The following is a 16,472-nucleotide window of genomic DNA, read 5'->3' on the forward strand; positions in this document are numbered from 1 at the left end:
TGCAGAGCGTTCTTTCGATCTCGTCAGGCGGTCAGGCGGTCAGGCCGCGACGCGCTCTTCCTCCGCGTCAACCGCCACCGGCGGCACCCAGGGGATCAGCTCCCGGCCGGTGTTGGCGAGGCGCCTGGGCTCGATGCGGCCGATCACGCGGGTGCCTTCCTTGGCGATGCGCAGGATGTCGCCATCCTCCGGCACCAGGGCGCGCTCGACGCCGCAGGCGCGGGCGAGGCGGGCGTGGGCTTCCATATGCTCGATGGTGCCGTGGACCGGAACCGCGAAGCGCGGGCGGACCAGCCCGTACATGCGGGCGAGGTCGTCGCGCTTGGGGTGGCCGGAGACGTGGACCGGCGCATCGGCCGGGGTGACGATCTCCACCCCCATGCCGCGCAGATGCTCGTGGATTTCGGCCAGCGCCTCCTCGTTGCCGGGGATGGTGCGGGCGGAGAAGATGACGGTGTCGCCCTCTTCCAGCCACAGCTCGCGGTGCTCGTTGCGGGCCAGACGGCTGAGCGCCGCCCGTTCCTCGCCCTGGCTGCCGGTGCACAGGAACACCAGATTCTCGCGCGGGGTCCAGGAGGCCTCGCGGACATCCATGAAGTCCGGCACATGGTCGAGATAGCCGCAGGCCTGCGCCGCCTTTTCCATGCGCAGCATGGAGCGGCCGACCAGGACCACCTTGCGCCCGACCGCCGCCGCCGCTTCCGCCACCGCGGTCATGCGGGCGACGTTGGAGGCGAAGCCGGTCACCGCGATGGCGCCCGGACGGTTGGCGAAGGCGCCGATCAGGCCGGCGCGGGCGTCGGCCTCCGATCCCGTCGCACCGGGCACGTCGGCGTTGGTGCTGTCGCACATCATGGCGAGCAGCCCCTCGTCGCCCAGGCGCTTCAGCGCGGCGACATCGGTGGTCCGGCCGATCAGCGGATCGGGATCGAACTTCCAGTCGCCGGTGTGCAGCACCGTGCCGGCCGCCGTGCGGATCGCCAGCGACATCGGTTCGGGGATCGAATGGGTGACGGCGATGGTCTCGATCCGGAAGGGACCGATGGTCAGCGTGTCGCCGATGTCGAAGGTCTGCACCTTGGCGGCCCGATGCGCGCCCTTTTCCTTCAGCCGGTCGCGAATGATGTGCGAGGCGAAGGGGCTGGCATAGATCGGGCAGCGCAGCCGCGGCCACAGATGGTGGATCGCGCCGATATGGTCCTCGTGCGCGTGGGTCACCACCAGGCCGACGACGTCCTGCATCCGCTCTTCGATGAAGGTCGGATCGGCCATCAGGCTGTCGATGCCCGGCGCCTCGTCACCCATGAAGGCGACGCCGGCGTCGACGATCAGCCATTTGCCGGCATGGCCGTAGAGCGCCATGTTCATGCCGATGCGGGAACAGCCGCCCAGCGGAAGGAACAGGATCTCGTCCTTGCCCGGAACCGGGCCGGTGGGGCCGCCGCCATGGACCGTGTTGGCCGTCGGGCGGGAGCCGTCGAAGTCATCACGCGGACGCTGGTTGCGTGCGCGGTTGTTCGGCGCCATCCGGCGCCGCCTTGAATCAAACGTCATGCCTCTGTCGTACGTCTCACTTAGGCCGGCATTCGACGCTGCCGGACGGGCGTGCATCGCTCGTCGATGCGGATCTCGGTGTGGAGTGACCCGGCCGGAGGCGCCGTGCGGCGGCCGTCTGACAGCTGGGATCGAATGTTTCATGAAGGCTTATGTGGGCAAAGGGAGGCGTACGTCAAGGGCGTGCGTGAAAGGTCACACGAAATGGTGGTGCATTGCTGGGATGCGTGGGCGGGAAGGAGAAATCAACCTCCTGTTCATCGCTTCCGCGGCTTTGGCGGGACAGCGGCGAACCGGGCTGCTTCGAAAGATAATTTCAAGACGCCACGGGTTCGTTATCATCAGTTGCCTGGAGGGCCGGGCAATCCTGGCGCAAAGGTAGGAAATAAGGAAAACGCCAGTTCCAATCGCAAAACTTCTTGATAGTAGATCTAAAGTGATGTAACATTTTAATAAAATTCCCCTTTTACGGGTGCAATGCAAGTGTTTTGGACAAATATTAAAAGAAAAAAGAAAGAAGATCAACTATTAGAGGATCCTTCGTATTTAGCCGCCGTACTCATCGGCGAAGCCAAAGGCCCGCTCAGGCGCGAGATTGCGGGGATATGGAGGCATCTGGACTGGAGCCAGCCCAGCGTTGCATTTTACGGCGAAACCAACGCCGGCAAATCGACCTTGATTGAGGCGCTGCGGCTCCTGTTTGGCTCTCATGGAGAAAGGCCAGGCGAAGCCATTGGAGACGGTCGGTCTGACTATACGCGCGATACCGCCAGTCACCCATGTTCCAGTGACGATGCCCGCTTCAACCTGCTCGATGTGCCAGGAATCGAGGGCAACGAGGCAAAAGTCGCCACTGAAATCGAAAGCGCCCTCCACCGGGCTCATATCGTCTTTTACGTGACGGTGGATGCCCGGCCGCCACAGAGCAGCGGTGGCGACGAGGGGCGAACGGGAACATTGGAAAAGATCAAGCGGCAACTCAAGCCTCAGGCAAGAGTTTGGGCCGTTTATAACAAGAAAATCAACAATCCCGGCCAGATTCGCAAGCCGATTGTGAACGAGGGTGAGGCGCAAAGTCTTGCGAACGGGGAAAATTCACTCGACGGCAAAATGCGCGAAGTTTTGGGTGACCATTACCAAGGTCATGTTGTTTTGAGTGCTTTACCCGGCTTTCTTGCGCTTGCCGATGACCTGCCACCCGACAGCCGTTTCGCGCCCCAGCGGGAGAAATTTCTCAACAGGGTGAGCGCCGAGGAGATGCTGGCATTCAGCGGGGTTGCGGAATTCGGAGCATTGCTGAAGCGGGAAGTCCCAACTCAGGATCAGATTGCGCAGGCGAATATCAGGAAACTCCATCCTCCAATTGCGAAGGCCGTTAATCATCTTAAGCAAGAGGCAGAGAAGCAATTCGGCAGACCCGCCGCCGAGCTGAGAAAGCAACTCAAGAAATTAAGTCCTGAGCTTGGATTGATCGCCGACGATGCGTCCAAAGCCGTGAGCCGCCTGACCGATGAAGTGACGAACAGTTGCATCAAAAACATGCGCAAGAAGATGTTGGAGGAAATCGACAAAGGTTTGAGCGACGATGCTGCGCTGAAGAAAAAGATTGAGGATATACTGGCAGAAGAACAGACTGAGATTACTAAAACAATAAAAATAAAAGTTCGCTCAGCTGCTGAGAATGCACATAATTCATGCAAAGAAGCACTTCGACTTGTTGAGAAATATCTCAGAGATGTTAACGCATTCAATAGTGAAGTTTTTTCTCTGTCTTTTTCTCATGCCGTAGAAGTCAATACCAGCAGCGGCATAGACTGGGTTGGAGTGACGACGGTGGCGGTGTCGGCAACTATGCTGACCGGTGGAGTGGCTGCCATCATTATCGGGGGATTTGGTTTATTGCTAGGTGCGATCCGCAGCATCTGGAAATTCTTCGACAGTGATTTTCATAAGAACCAGCAGAAACAGGCACTGAACAAGAACCTGGATGCGATAAAACCGAAACTGCGTGAAAATGTGAAACAGACTTTGCAGAAGGTCGAAGCCGATCTCCGAAAGCACATTCTTGGCGTGATGGTCCCTTTGCAGTCCGTGGAAAAGAATTTCGAGGCAGCCGCCAATTCCGTGAGAGTCGCTGCCGGAGATTTGAATTCGCTTGCCGAAAATCCCACCAGGCTTTGCCACTATGCCGAATCCGCTTCATGATCCAGCTGACGGAAAATCGCAAGTGCCTGCGATCTTCAATTAACCCAACCCGTATCATCTGTCAGGGTTCCCGAGAATGGCTTTCAACCATATGCCCGATGTGAACGATATTCTTACTTTTCTCGATGCCGGCGAGAAGCTTGGCGTCACGCTTCCACTGCATCTGAGAGAGAAACTCGGCGCGCTCAGCGGCGCGGGCGCGGGAAAGCTGAAGGTTGCACTGGTTGGCGGCTTCTCCGAAGGCAAGACGTCGCTTGCCGCCGCTTGGCTGGGCATGGTACCCGGCGACATGAAGATCAGCCAGAGCGAATCGTCGAATGCCGTCACGGTCTACGATGCGAACGATGAGGTTGAACTGATAGACACGCCGGGCCTGTTTGGCTTCAAGGAAAAGAATATCGGCGACGGCGTGGCGGAAAAATACAAGGAGCTGAGCAGGAAGTATGTGAGCGAGGCAAATCTCGTTCTGTATGTCCTGAACCCATCCAACCCCTTGAAGGAAAGCCATCGCGAGGAGTTGAACTGGCTTTTCCGTGAACTCGGACTGCTTTCGCGAACCGTTTTCGTTATCGGTCGCTTCGATATGGTAGCCGATGTCGAGGACGACGCCGACTACGCTCGCAATTTGGAAATCAAGAAATCGAACATCAAATCCCGCCTGCGGGATCTGATTGGATTGACCGCTGAAGAGGAAGACAGCCTGTCCATCGTCGGCGTCGCGGCCAATCCATTTGATGAAGGCGTGGAAAGCTGGCTCAGCCGCCCCGACGAATATGCGCGGCTGTCGCATATCGAGGATCTGCGCCGTGCGACGGCGGCGAAGGTCGACGCCATAGGCGGAGCGGAGGAGGCAAAACGCCAGACCTGCGTCGCGATCCTGCGGGACGTGACCGATCGCCTGCTGCCGCCGGTGCGGCGGGCGGCGGAAGAGGCCGAGCAGGAGTCAGCCATCGCCGACGGAAGGGCGAAGGAGGAGGAACCGCGGCTTGGCCGTTACCGGCGGGAGGCCGGTGAGGCGCAGATGGCACTCCGTCGAGAGGTAGTCGACTTTTTCGGCGATCTCATTGTCGAAGCGAACAACACCGGGATGGACGACTTCGCGGATTTTTTCAATCGCAAGATCGGGCCGGATGGCGTCGTGGTGACCGCGGAAATCAAAAATGCTTTCACGCGGGAACTGGGCCCGATCAGTCAGCAGATCGTCACCATGGGCGCGAACTTCATCTCCAGCGGCCAGGGCGAAGCGGCGTTGATAAACACGCTCGGCAAGGTGGCCGACAAGGTCATTGGCAACGTCAAGATCGACAACACCATGATCCTGACAGCTCGTGACTGGGTGATGCCCTCACTAAAATTCAAACCCTATGGTGCCATCAAGGCCGCGCGCATCGCCAATAATGCCTTGGCGGGTATTGGCGTCGCGGTGGAAATCTGGTCGATGTTGCGGGAGTGGCAGAGAACGGCGAAGTTTGAAGAGGATCGCCGGGCCATCGTGAAGGATTTGGACGACCAACGCGCCGCCATTCTCGCGCATATCGACGCGCCCGATTTCATGACCACCTATTTTCCTCAACTCCAGGCGATGGAAGCCCTGTTCAAGCAATTGCGCGAGGCATTCGACAGGGCGGCGGCGCGCAATAGAGCCATGCATGAGTGGGCGGTGGAGGCCGAGACGCTGCGACTCCGTTTCGGTGGTGGACAATCGCGTATGTCGAATGCCGGAGTCGTTATCGATCTGTGATTGGCGCCGCGAACCGGGGCGGGCGGACATGAGGAACGGCGTCTGTTCCGGCTTTGGCTCCGCGTTCGAAAAGCGCAGCCGCCCTCCCGCAATGAGGAGGGCGGCGAACGGTTCGAAGTCGCAGGACTCAATGATTGTCGCGCGGGATCCCCATCGTCTGGGCGACGCGCTGGTACTTGATCGCCGGCTTCAGGACCATGCCCTCGTCCAGCTGGTCGACGATGCCGCGCTGGATTTCCTGCCACGGGGTCTGGGACGGCGGGGCGGGGTAGCCGCCGGAGGCATCAAGGGACGCCTTGCGGTCGGCCAGCTCCGCTTCGGAGATCAGGATGTCGGCGCTGCCGCGGCGCAGGTCGATGCGCACGCGGTCGCCGCTGCGCAGCAGCCCGAGATTGCCGCCGGCCGCCGCCTCCGGCGAGGCGTTGAGGATGGAGGGGGAGCCCGACGTGCCGGATTGCCGGCCGTCGCCGATGCAGGGCAGGGAATGGATGCCCTGCTTGATCAGGTCGGCGGGGGGCCGCATGTTCACCACCTCGGCTGCACCCGGATAGCCGATGGGGCCGGCGCCGCGGATGACCAGGATGGTGTAGGCGTCGATGCCCAGCGACGGGTCGTCGATGCGGTGGTGGTAATCCTCCGGCCCGTCGAAGACGACCACCTTGCCCTCGAACGCCTCGGGGTCGCTGGGGTTGGACAGGTAGCGCTCGCGGAACTCGTCGGAGATCACGCTGGTCTTCATGATGGCGGCGTTGAACAGGGTGCCGCGCAGCACGACGAAGCCGGCGTTGATCTTCAGCGGATCGTCGATGGGGTGGATGACGCGGGTGTCGAGGATCTCGGTGTTGCGACAGTTTTCGCCGATGCTGCGGCCGTTGACGTTGGGCGCGTCCTCGCGGATCAGGCCCTGGCGCATCAGTTGCGACACCACGGCTGGCACGCCGCCGGCGCGGTGGAAGTCCTCGCCCAGATACTCGCCGGCCGGCTGGAGGTTGACCAGCAGCGGCACGCCCAGCCCGTGGGTCTGCCAGTCGTCCACCGTCAGCGGCACGCCGATGTGCTTGGCGATGGCGTTGATGTGGATCGGCGCGTTGGTCGAGCCGCCGATGGCGGAATTGACGACGATGGCGTTGAGGAAGGCGTCGCGGGTCAGGATGTCGGACGGCTTGATGTCCTGGCGCACCATCTCGACGATGCGCTTGCCGGTCTCGTAGGCGGCCTGCTGGCGCTCGCGGTAGGGGGCCGGGATGGCGGCGGAACCGGGGAGCTGCATGCCCAGCACCTCCGCCAGCGAATTCATGGTGGAGGCGGTGCCCATCGTGTTGCAGTAGCCGGTCGAGGGGGCCGACGACGCCACCAGTTCGATGAAGCCCTGATAGTCGATCTCGCCGGCCGCCATCAACTGGCGGGCCTTCCACACGATGGTGCCCGACCCGGTGCGCTCGCCGCGGAACCAGCCGTTCAGCATCGGGCCGACCGACAGCGCGATGGCCGGGATGTTGACGGTCGCCGCCGCCATCAGGCAGGCCGGCGTGGTCTTGTCGCAGCCGATGGTCAGCACCACGCCGTCCAGCGGATAGCCGTGCAGCACCTCGACGAGGCCGAGATAAGCCAAGTTGCGGTCGATGGAGGCGGTCGGCCGCTTGCCGGTTTCCTGGATCGGGTGGACCGGGAACTCGATGGCGATGCCGCCGGCGGTGCGGATGCCTTCGCGCAGCCGTTCGGCCAAACCAGATGGTGGCGGTTGCAGGGGCTGAGGTCGGATCCGGTCTGGGCGATGCCGATGATCGGGGCGCCGGACTGCAGTTCCTCCCGCGTCAGGCCGAAGTTCAGGTAGCGCTCCAGGTAGAGCGCCGTCATGTCGGGGTTGGCGGGGTTGTCGAACCACGCGCGCGACCGCAGCCGACGCCCGGTATCGGAAGGGTTGGGGGGGAAGGGGGGCTTCGTATCGGACATATCGGCACCGGTTTCAGGTTGGGGCGCGGGCCGGATCGGCGGCGCCGGAGTTGGGGGTGCGTCGCTGCGGCGGCGTCACCAGTCGAAGGCGTCGGTGCGGTGCCAGCGCCCGACCATGCAGGCGTCGGCGACCAGCGACAGCGGGCGGGCGTCGACGTCGCTCGCCCCATCGCCTATCAACCGGTGGAAATGGCGATAGATGCGCTGGTATTCGGTGTCCGGTTCGGCCAGCACCGGCACGCCGTCCACGATCAGGCGGGTTCCGCCATGGGTGAGATCGAGGCGCCCGCCGTCGGTTTCGATCACGATGGACCAGGTCTGCTCGCCCTGCTGGAGGAAGTCGAAGTCGGCGGTGACGCGGCCGATGCGGGAACCGGGGGCCGCACGCATCTCCAGCGTCGCGGCGATGGGGGTGTCGCGGTTGGCCGGGACGTGCAGGTCGGCCGCGCCGACGAAGACCGGGGCCGGCAGGATGTCGGTCAGGATCGACAGGGCGTTGATGCCCGGATCGAAGACGCCGAAGCCGCCGGCCGCGAAGATCCAGTCCTGGCCCGGATGCCAGCGCCGCACATCCTCCTTCCAGGTGATGGCGACGCGGCGGATGGCGGCGTCGGCCAGCCGGCGGCGGGCTTCCTCCACCGCCGGGTTGAACTGCGAATGCCAGGCGGCGAACAGGGTGCGGCGGGCGGCCTCGGCCTCCGCCACCAGATCGTGAAGCTCCGACAGGGTGGCGGCGGGCGGCTTCTCGATCAGCACATGCTTGCCGGCGCGGAGCGCCTCCACCGTCAGGCCGTGGCGGACGGCGGGCGGGGTGCAGAGCGCCACGGCGTCCAGGCCGGGCAGCGCCGCCAGCATCGAAGCCTGGGAGCGGAAGGTCGGCACGCCATCCGTGCCGGCGCCGTCCGGGCTGACCACGGCGGCCAGTTGGAACAGGCCGGTGGCGGCGATGGCCGGGATGTGCTGGTCGCGGGCGATCTTTCCCAGACCGACGAGGCCGAGGGTGGGGAGCGTCATGGCGATTGTCCGGTCGGGGCGGAAGGCCTCAGGCCTTGCCCTTGTTGTAGACGTCGAAGCAGACGGCGGCGAGCAGCACCAGACCCTTGATGACCTGCTGCCAATCGATGCCGATGCCGAGGATCGACATGCCGTTGTTCATCACGCCCATGATGAAGGCGCCGATCACCGCACCGGTCACCCGCCCGACGCCGCCCGACGCCGAGGCCCCACCGATGAAGCAGGCGGCGATCACGTCGAGTTCGAACGAGACGCCGGCCTTCGGCGTCGCGGTGTTGAGGCGGGCGGCGAAGATCAGGCCGGCCAGTGCGGCCAGCACGCCCATGTTGACGAAGGTGTAGAAGGACAGGCGGCGGGTGTCGATGCCCGACAGCTTGGCGGCCTTCTCGTTGCCGCCCAGCGCGTAGATGCGCCGGCCGATGGTGGTGTCGCGGGTGACGAAGGCATAGATGCCGATCAGCAGCGCCATGATGATCAGGACGTTCGGCAGCCCTTTGTACGAGGCCAGCAGCATGCCGATATAGGCGACCACCGCGAACAGCCCGGCGCTCTTCAGCAGGAACAGCGGCAGCGGCTCCTGTTCGATGGCGAAGCGGTGGCGGCGGATGCGGGCGGCAACGCTGAGGCCGATGATGACCGCCGGCGTCACCATGCACAGCAGAAGCGTGGTGGTGTGGAAGCCGGCCGTTCCGAAGACGTCCGGGATGAAGCCGGAGCTGAGGCGCTGGAACTCCACCGGGAAGGGACCGACCGACTGGCCGGCCAGCAGGGCGAGGCTGAGGCCGCGGAAGACCAGCATGCCCGCCAGCGTCACGATGAAGGAGGGAATGCGGAAATAGGCGACCCAGTACCCCTGTGCCGCGCCGATGGCGGCGCCGGCCAGCAGGCATAGGATGGCGGTGGGGATGAAATGCAGGTGGAACTGCACCATCAGGATGGCGGCCAGCGCGCCGATGAAGCCGACGATGGAGCCCACCGACAGATCAATGTGCCCGGCGACGATCACCAGCAGCATGCCCAGCGCCATGATGACGATGTAGCTGTTCTGCAGGACGAGGTTGGTCAGGTTCAGCGGCTGCAGAAGCGTGCCGTTGGTCATGTATTGGAAGAAGGCCACGATCGCCAGCAGCGAGATCAGCATGCCGTAATCGCGCATGTGGCTCTTCAGGAACTTGGCCATGGAGGCCTGGCGCGGCGGGGCGGCCGGAAGATTCAGTTCGGCGCTCATTGCAGGGGCTCCCGGACACCATCGTTCAAAGCGGCTGCCGCGACGGCGGCGCGGGCCGCCGAGGATTTCGAGGCGGAGGACATGATGGCGTGCATGATCTTTTCCTGGCTGGCCTCGGCCGCCGGCATCTCGGCGACCAGCGCGCCTTCGTTCATCACGTAGATGCGGTCGGCGACGCCCAGAAGCTCCGGCAGTTCCGACGAGATCAGGATGACGCCGCGGCCTTCGGCCACCAGCTGGTTGACGATGGTGTAGATTTCATATTTGGCGCCGACGTCGATGCCGCGGGTCGGCTCGTCCAGGATCAGCACCTGCGGATCGGCGAACAGCCATTTGCTGAGCACGACCTTCTGCTGGTTCCCGCCGGACAGGTTGACCGTCTGCTGGAACACGTCGGAGCAGCGGATGCGCAGGCGGCGGCGGAAGTCGTTGGCGACCTCGATCTCGCGTTCGTGGTGGATGACGCCGCGCTTGGCGACCCCGTCCAGATTGGCCAGCGTCACGTTGTGGCGGATGTCGTTGTCCAGCACGAGGCCGTAATGCTTACGGTCCTCGGTGGCGTAGGCGAGCCCGGCGTTCATCGCCTTGGCGATGGTCGAGACGTCGATCTCGCGTCCGTCGAGGAAGGCCCGGCCGCGGATGTTGCGGCCCCAGCTGCGGCCGAACAGGCTCATGGCGAATTCGGTGCGGCCGGCGCCCATCAGCCCGGCGATGCCCACAACCTCGCCCCGGCGGACATGCAGGTCGATGTCCTTCACCACGCGGCGGCCGGGATGGATCGGGTGGTCGGCGCTCCAGCCCTTTACTTCGAACAGGATGTCGCCTGGATTGCTGGTGCGGCGGGGATAGCGGTCGGCGAGGTCGCGGCCGACCATGCCCTTGATGATGCGGTCCTGGCTGATCGGGGCGTCGTGGCAGTCCAGCGTTTCCACGGTCGTGCCGTCGCGCAGGATGGTGACGCGGTCGGCGACCTTGGCGATCTCGTTCAGCTTGTGCGAGATCAGGATGGAGGAGATGCCCTGTTCCCTGAAGCGCAGCAGCAGGGCCAGCAGCGCGTCGCTGTCGCTCTCGTTCAGGCTGGCCGTCGGCTCGTCCAGGATCAGCAGCTTGACCTGCTTGGACAGCGCCTTGGCGATCTCCACCAGCTGCTGCTTGCCGACGCCGATGTCGGTGATCAGGGTCTCCGGCGAATCCGTCAGCCCGACCATCCGCAGGAGGTCGCGCGCCCGCGCGGTGGCGGCCACCCAGTCGATCCGCCCTCGCTTCGCCTGCTCGTTGCCGAGGAACAGGTTCTCGGTGATCGACAGCAGCGGGACCAGCGCCAGTTCCTGGTGGATGATGATGATGCCCAGCTTCTCGCTGTCGGCGATGCCGCGGAAAGCGACGGGCTGGCCGCGGAAGCGGATCTCGCCGTCATAGGTGCCGTGCGGGTAGACGCCGCTCAGCACCTTCATCAGCGTCGACTTGCCGGCGCCGTTCTCGCCGATCAGCGCGTGGATCTCCCCCTCGCGGACCGAGAGGTTGACGTCGTCGAGCGCCTTGACGCCCGGAAACGTCTTGGTGATGCCGCGCATCTCAAGAATGCTGTCCATGGAAACCCCCGGTCGCCCGCCTGCATGGTCCGGCGGAACACGGTGGAGGGTGCCGGATGGCCCCGCCCCCCGTGCCACCCGCTCACTTGATCTGCGTTTCCTTGTAGTAGCCGCCGTCGACCAGGACCTGTTTCCAGTTCGTGGAGTCGACGCTGACCGGCTTCAGCAGATAGGAGGGCACGACCTTCTTGCCGTTGTCGTAGGTCTTGGTGTCGTTGACCTGCGGGGTGCGGCCGGCCAGCAGGTCGTCGACCATGCCTACCGTGACCTTCGCCAGTTCGCGGGTGTCCTTGAAGACGGTGGAGCGCTGCTCGCCCGCCAGGATGGACTTGACCGATGGGATCTCGGCGTCCTGGCCGGTGACGACCGGCATCGGCTGCGAGGCCGAACCGTAGCCGACCCCCTTCAGCGAGGAGATGATGCCGATGCTGATGCCGTCATAGGGCGACAGCACGGCGTCCAGCGTCTTGTTGCCGTAATAGGCGCTCAGCAGATTGTCCATGCGGGACTGGGCGACGGCGCCGTCCCAGCGTAGGGTGGACACCTTGTCCATGCCGACTTGCCCGCTCTGCACCTTCAGCTTGCCGCTGTCGATGTAGGGCTGAAGCACCGACATGGCGCCGTTGTAGAAGAAGTAGGCGTTGTTGTCGTCGGGAGAGCCGCCGAACAGTTCGATGTTGAAGGGACCCTTGCCCTCCTTCAGGCCGAGCGCCTTCTCGATGTAGGCGGCCTGGAGCACGCCGACCTGGAAGTTGTCGAAGGTGGCGTAGTAATCGACGTTGGCGGAACCGCGGATCAGCCGGTCGTAGGCGATGACCTTCACGCCCTGTTCCGCCGCCTTCTGCAGCACGTCGGTCAGCGTCGTCCCGTCGATGGCGGCGATCACCAGAACCTTGTCGTTCTTGGTGACCATGTTCTCGATCTGGGCGAGCTGGTTGGGGATGTCGTCCTCGGCATATTGCAGGTCGGTCTTGTATCCCTTTTCCTGGAAATACTTGACCATGTTGTTGCCGTCGTCGATCCAGCGCGCCGACGACTTGGTCGGCATGGCGATGCCGATGGTCGGCTTGTCCTGGGCCATCGCCGGGGCGGCGGCGCTGCCGGCGGCGATCAGCAGGCCGATGGTGAATCCGGCGAACCTGCCGGCGAATTTCGAACCGAAGGAAGAACGCTTAGGAGACGACATGGACCGGTTTCCTCCCCGTTTCTGCGGCACGCGCTTCGCAGCTCCCGCGTTCGGTGTCGCGGACGGCACGGGGCGCGATGGTTTGTGTCCCTAGCAATCCTCCGTTTCCCCATAACTGTCAATATGATTATTCGGCAATCCGATATGTATTTCGGTATCGGATGACGGTTCCGCCTGCTGGCGCATCTTGCGTTCCGAGGCGGCGCGCACCGCCGACAGAACGGTGTGGGCGCCCGGCGACAGCGGCCGGTCCTTCAGCCAGAAGATGCCGTAGGGCTCCACGCTGAAGCGCTTGTTGAAGGGCATGATCGTGTAGCAGCCGCCGGGCGTGAACACCTGGGCGAGCGCGCGGGCGAAAACGGTGATCGACTCCGTCTCCGCCACCATCGCCATCGAGATGACCGGTGACGCGCTTTCGATCACCCGATGCGGCAGCCGGGCGCCCTCGGCGCGGAACAGCGCCTCCACCCGGTCACGCAGCAGCGTGCCGACCGGCTGCAGGATCCAGGTGGCGTCCGACAGGTCGGCGGCGGTCAGCGGGCGGCCGAGCTGCAGAAGCGGGTTGTCGGCGCGGCAGACGAAGCACAGCTCCTCGCTGCTGATCTCCTGGTATTCGAAGGCGGTGGGGTCGAAATGGCCGGGCAGGCGGCCGATGGCGAAATCCATCACCCCCTGATGCACCCGTTCGGCCAGCACGTCGCTGGTCTCCACCGCCACGGCGATCTTCAGGTTGGGATGCTCGCGGGTTAGGCTGCTGATGACGGGGACCACCAGTTCCACCGCCGGGGCCATCACCGTGCCGACCGACACCCGGCCACTGTGCCCGGCGAGCAGCGCATTCAATTCCTCGCCGGTTTCCTGCAACTCGCTGAGGATCATCCGGGCGTGGCGGATCATGAGGCTGCCGTACCAGTTCGGCTCGATTCCGCGGCCATGGCGGTCGAACAGCTCGATCCCCAGCGTTTCCTCCAAATCGCCCAGCAGCTTGGAGGCCGCCGGCTGCGACATGTTCAGGCTGGCGGCGGCCCGGTGCAGGTTGCGGTGTTCGTCGAGCGCCGCGAACAGCTGGAGATGGCGCAGCTTCAGCCGGGCCTTCTGGAACCAGTTCGGAGGGAAGCGCTGGGGAGTCACGGGGTGTTGCCTCCGGTCGGGTGCCGGCACCGGGTTGCAGAATGCCGGTATACGACAATTGATATCGCAGATGCCCATCTTCGTATTGGACGATTATCAAGAGGCCTCTTATCGTTCGGATCGTCAACAAATTTTCAAAGGGCTGGCGGCAACGACAGCCTCGGGGTGCGAGGGGGAGTGAAGCGGCATGGCGCAGGAAGCGCGTTGCGTCTGGCAGGCCGGGGCGCTGCTGGGGGAGGGTCCGCTCTGGTCCCCGCGGCAGGATGCCGTTTACTTCGTCGACATCCGCGGCTCCCGCATCCTGCGCCATGGCCTGTCCGATGGGGCGCAGGCGGGGTGGGAGCTTGACGACGCCGCCTGCTGGCTGGTGGAGAGTGCCGATGGCAACGGCCTCATAGCCGGGCTGCGCTCCCGCCGCGTGGTTCGCCTGCTGCTGGAGCCGGGCGAGGTGGTGATCGCCGGGGAATTGGCGCGGATCGAACCGGACCGGCCGGGCAACCGGCTGAACGACGGCAAGGCCGATGCCCGGGGCCGGCTGTGGGTCGGCAGCATGGACGATGCGGAGGAGGCGCCGGCCGGCAGCTTCTACCGCATCGATCCCGATGGCGCAGTCACCAGGGTGGACGAGGGCTACACCGTCGCCAACGGGCCGGCGCTGTCGCCGGACGGGCGGACGATCTACCACACCGACAGCGCGGCGCGGACGGTTTATGCCTTCGAAGTCGGCAGGGACGGCAGCCTGTCCGGCAAGCGCGTCCACATTCGCTTCGGCGAGGCGGACGGCTATCCCGACGGCATGACCTGCGATGCCGAGGGCGGGCTGTGGATCGCCCATTGGGACGGCGCGCGCGTCAGCCGCTTCCACCCGGACGGCACGCTGGACCGTGCCATCGCGCTGCCGGTGTCCCGCGTCACCTCCTGCGTCTTCGCCGGTCCGGAGCTGGACCGGCTGTTCGTCACCACCGCGGCGCACGGCCGGCCCGAGGAGCCGCTGGCCGGGGCGCTGTTCGAGTGCGACCCCGGCGTCCGCGGCCTGCCGCCCGGACGGTTCGGTTCCCCGTCGCGCTGAGCCTCGAAGATTTCGATGAAGGATTTCACCGCCATGCCGCCCAGCGCCCGTCCCTATCGCGGCGTCTTCCCCGTCGTCCCCACCATCTTCACCGAAACGGGGGAGCTGGACCTCGACGGCCAGAAGCGCTGCGTCGATTTCATGATCGATGCCGGCTCCACCGGCCTGTGCATCCTCGCCAACTTCTCCGAACAGTTCGTGCTGACCGACGACGAGCGCGCGGTGCTGATGGAGACGATGCTGGCCCATGTCGCCGGCCGGGTGCCGGTGATCGTCACCACCACCCATTTCAGCACCCGCGCCTGTGCCGAGCGCAGCCGCCGCGCCCAGGAAATGGGGGCCGCGATGGTGATGGTGATGCCGCCCTACCACGGCGCCACCATCCGCGTGCCGGAGGCCGGCATCGTCGAGTTCTTCCAGCGCGTGTCCGACGCCATCGACATCCCGATCATGATCCAGGACGCACCCGTGAGCGGCACCCCGCTGCCGGCGCCCCTGCTGGCGCGGATGGCGCGGGAGATCGCGCAGGTCTCCTACTTCAAGATCGAGGTCCCGCAGGCGGCGGCCAAGCTGCGCACGCTGATCGAACTGGGCGGCGACGCCATCGAAGGCCCTTGGGACGGCGAGGAGGCGATCACGCTGCTGGCCGACCTCGACGCCGGGGCGACGGGGGCGATGACCGGCGGCGGCTATCCCGACGGCATCCGGCAGATCATCGATCCCTATCTGACCGGCGACCGCGAGGCGGCGGTGGCGGCCTATGGGCGCTGGCTGCCGCTGATCAACCACGAGAACCGCCAATGCGGCATCGCCACCGCGAAGATCCTGATGAAGGAGGGCGGCGTCATCAAGTCAGAGGCGATGCGCCACCCGATGGCTGGGCCGCACCCGATCAGCCGCGAGGGGTTGCTGGATGCGGCGCGGCGGCTCGATCCGCTGGTGCTGCGCTGGGGGCGGTGAGTTCTTGCAGCGGATGCCCCCTCCCCATCCCTCCCCCGCTTCGCGGGAGAGGGGGCAGGACCTTTGCGGAAACTCGGCGGAGTTCCCTCTCCCGCGAAGCGGGGGAGGGTTAGGGAGGAGGCAAAACGCTCCCAACAAGGAGACCCACATGACCATCACCGGCGAGATGCTGATCGGCGCCAGCGCCCACCGCGGCAGCGAGGGCGAGTTCCGTGCCGTCGACCCCGCCAGCGGCGAGGCGCTGGAACCCGCCTTCGGTGGCGGCGGCGCGGCGGAGGTCGACCGCGCCTGCGCCCTGGCCTGGGCCGCCTTCGACGCCTTCCGCGAGACCGGCCCGGACCAGCGCGCGGCCTTCCTGGAAACGGTCGCCCAGAACATCCTCGACATCGGCGACGACCTGATCACCCGCGCCATGGCCGAAAGCGGCCTGCCGCGTGCCCGGCTGGAGGGCGAGCGCGGCCGCACCGTCGGACAGCTTCGCCTGTTCGCCCAGGTGGTGCGCGAGGGAAGCTGGATCGAGGCGCGCATCGACCCGGCCATGCCCGACCGCAAGCCGCTGCCCCGCCCCGACATCCGCCAGCGCCACATCCCGCTGGGACCGGTCGCGGTGTTCGGCGCGTCGAACTTCCCGCTCGCCTTCTCGGTCGCCGGCGGCGACACCGCCTCGGCCTTCGCCGCCGGCTGTCCGGTGGTGGTCAAGGGCCATGGCGCCCATCCCGGCACGTCCGAGCTGGTCGGCCGCGCCATCCGGGCGGCGGTCGCGTCCTGTGGCATGTCCGAGGGTGTCTTCTCGCTGCTGTTCGGCACCGGCAACGAGATCGGCAGCGCGCTGGTCGCCG

Annotated in this window: 11 protein-coding genes and 1 pseudogene; 5 read left to right on the plus strand and 7 right to left on the minus strand. The window is 65.1% G+C overall.

Translation table 11 applies throughout. The features are described from left to right. Window positions 1-39: 39 nt before the first annotated feature. Window positions 40-1,527, minus strand: a complete 1,488-nt coding sequence (locus F1643_RS19325) for a ribonuclease J (RefSeq protein ID WP_194914868.1) — start codon at window positions 1,525-1,527, stop codon at window positions 40-42. A 510-nt stretch (window positions 1,528-2,037) separates the two neighbouring features. Between F1643_RS19325 and F1643_RS19330 the strand changes: the two genes are divergently transcribed. Together F1643_RS19330 and F1643_RS19335 are read left to right on the plus strand one after the other, a co-directional pair. Beyond that, the gene (locus F1643_RS19330; protein WP_194914870.1) at window positions 2,038-3,759 is read left to right on the plus strand and encodes a GTPase; all 1,722 of its coding nucleotides are present in this window, start codon (window positions 2,038-2,040) and stop codon (window positions 3,757-3,759) included. A gap of 76 nt (window positions 3,760-3,835) precedes the next feature. Next, window positions 3,836-5,500, plus strand: a complete 1,665-nt coding sequence (locus F1643_RS19335) for a LeoA/HP0731 family dynamin-like GTPase (protein ID WP_194914872.1) — start codon at window positions 3,836-3,838, stop codon at window positions 5,498-5,500. 127 nt (window positions 5,501-5,627) lie between these two features. Here the strand turns inward: F1643_RS19335 and F1643_RS19340 are convergent. The 6 genes and pseudogenes from F1643_RS19340 to F1643_RS19365 form a co-directional block, all read right to left on the minus strand. Further along, a pseudogene (locus F1643_RS19340) lies at window positions 5,628-7,453 on the minus strand (IlvD/Edd family dehydratase). 75 nt (window positions 7,454-7,528) lie between these two features. Beyond that, a complete protein-coding gene (locus tag F1643_RS19345; protein ID WP_194914873.1) occupies window positions 7,529-8,467 on the minus strand; it encodes a Gfo/Idh/MocA family protein in 939 nt (312 codons plus the stop codon). Between the two features lie 28 nt (window positions 8,468-8,495). Next, complete coding sequence (mmsB, locus tag F1643_RS19350) at window positions 8,496-9,695, minus strand: multiple monosaccharide ABC transporter permease (RefSeq protein ID WP_194914874.1); 1,200 nt, start codon at window positions 9,693-9,695, stop codon at window positions 8,496-8,498. Next, entirely contained in the window at window positions 9,692-11,287 is a 1,596-nt protein-coding gene (mmsA, locus tag F1643_RS19355; protein WP_194914875.1) for a multiple monosaccharide ABC transporter ATP-binding protein, read from the minus strand. Before mmsA ends, mmsB begins: the two co-directional genes overlap by 4 nt. Before the next feature lie 82 nt (window positions 11,288-11,369). Next, entirely contained in the window at window positions 11,370-12,473 is a 1,104-nt protein-coding gene (gene chvE, locus F1643_RS19360; RefSeq protein WP_255543056.1) for a multiple monosaccharide ABC transporter substrate-binding protein, read from the minus strand. Window positions 12,474-12,563: 90 nt separating this feature from the next. Continuing rightward, a complete protein-coding gene (locus F1643_RS19365) occupies window positions 12,564-13,604 on the minus strand; it encodes a LysR family transcriptional regulator (protein ID WP_194914876.1) in 1,041 nt (346 codons plus the stop codon). Between the two features lie 187 nt (window positions 13,605-13,791). Here F1643_RS19365 and F1643_RS19370 point away from each other — a divergent pair, with 187 nt between their 5' ends. From F1643_RS19370 to F1643_RS19380, 3 genes are all read left to right on the plus strand, one after another. Beyond that, window positions 13,792-14,673: an SMP-30/gluconolactonase/LRE family protein gene (locus F1643_RS19370; protein ID WP_194914878.1), complete on the plus strand. Its 882-nt coding sequence runs from the start codon at window positions 13,792-13,794 to the stop codon at window positions 14,671-14,673. A gap of 15 nt (window positions 14,674-14,688) precedes the next feature. Then, complete coding sequence (locus F1643_RS19375; protein WP_255543057.1) at window positions 14,689-15,633, plus strand: dihydrodipicolinate synthase family protein; 945 nt, start codon at window positions 14,689-14,691, stop codon at window positions 15,631-15,633. Between the two features lie 148 nt (window positions 15,634-15,781). Further along, a partial coding sequence (locus tag F1643_RS19380) for an aldehyde dehydrogenase family protein (protein WP_194914880.1) occupies window positions 15,782-16,472 on the plus strand: 691 nt, incomplete at its 3' end.

The sequence above is a fragment of the Azospirillum sp. INR13 genome, from assembly GCF_015390205.1.
In the GTDB taxonomy this organism is placed as follows: domain Bacteria; phylum Pseudomonadota; class Alphaproteobacteria; order Azospirillales; family Azospirillaceae; genus Azospirillum.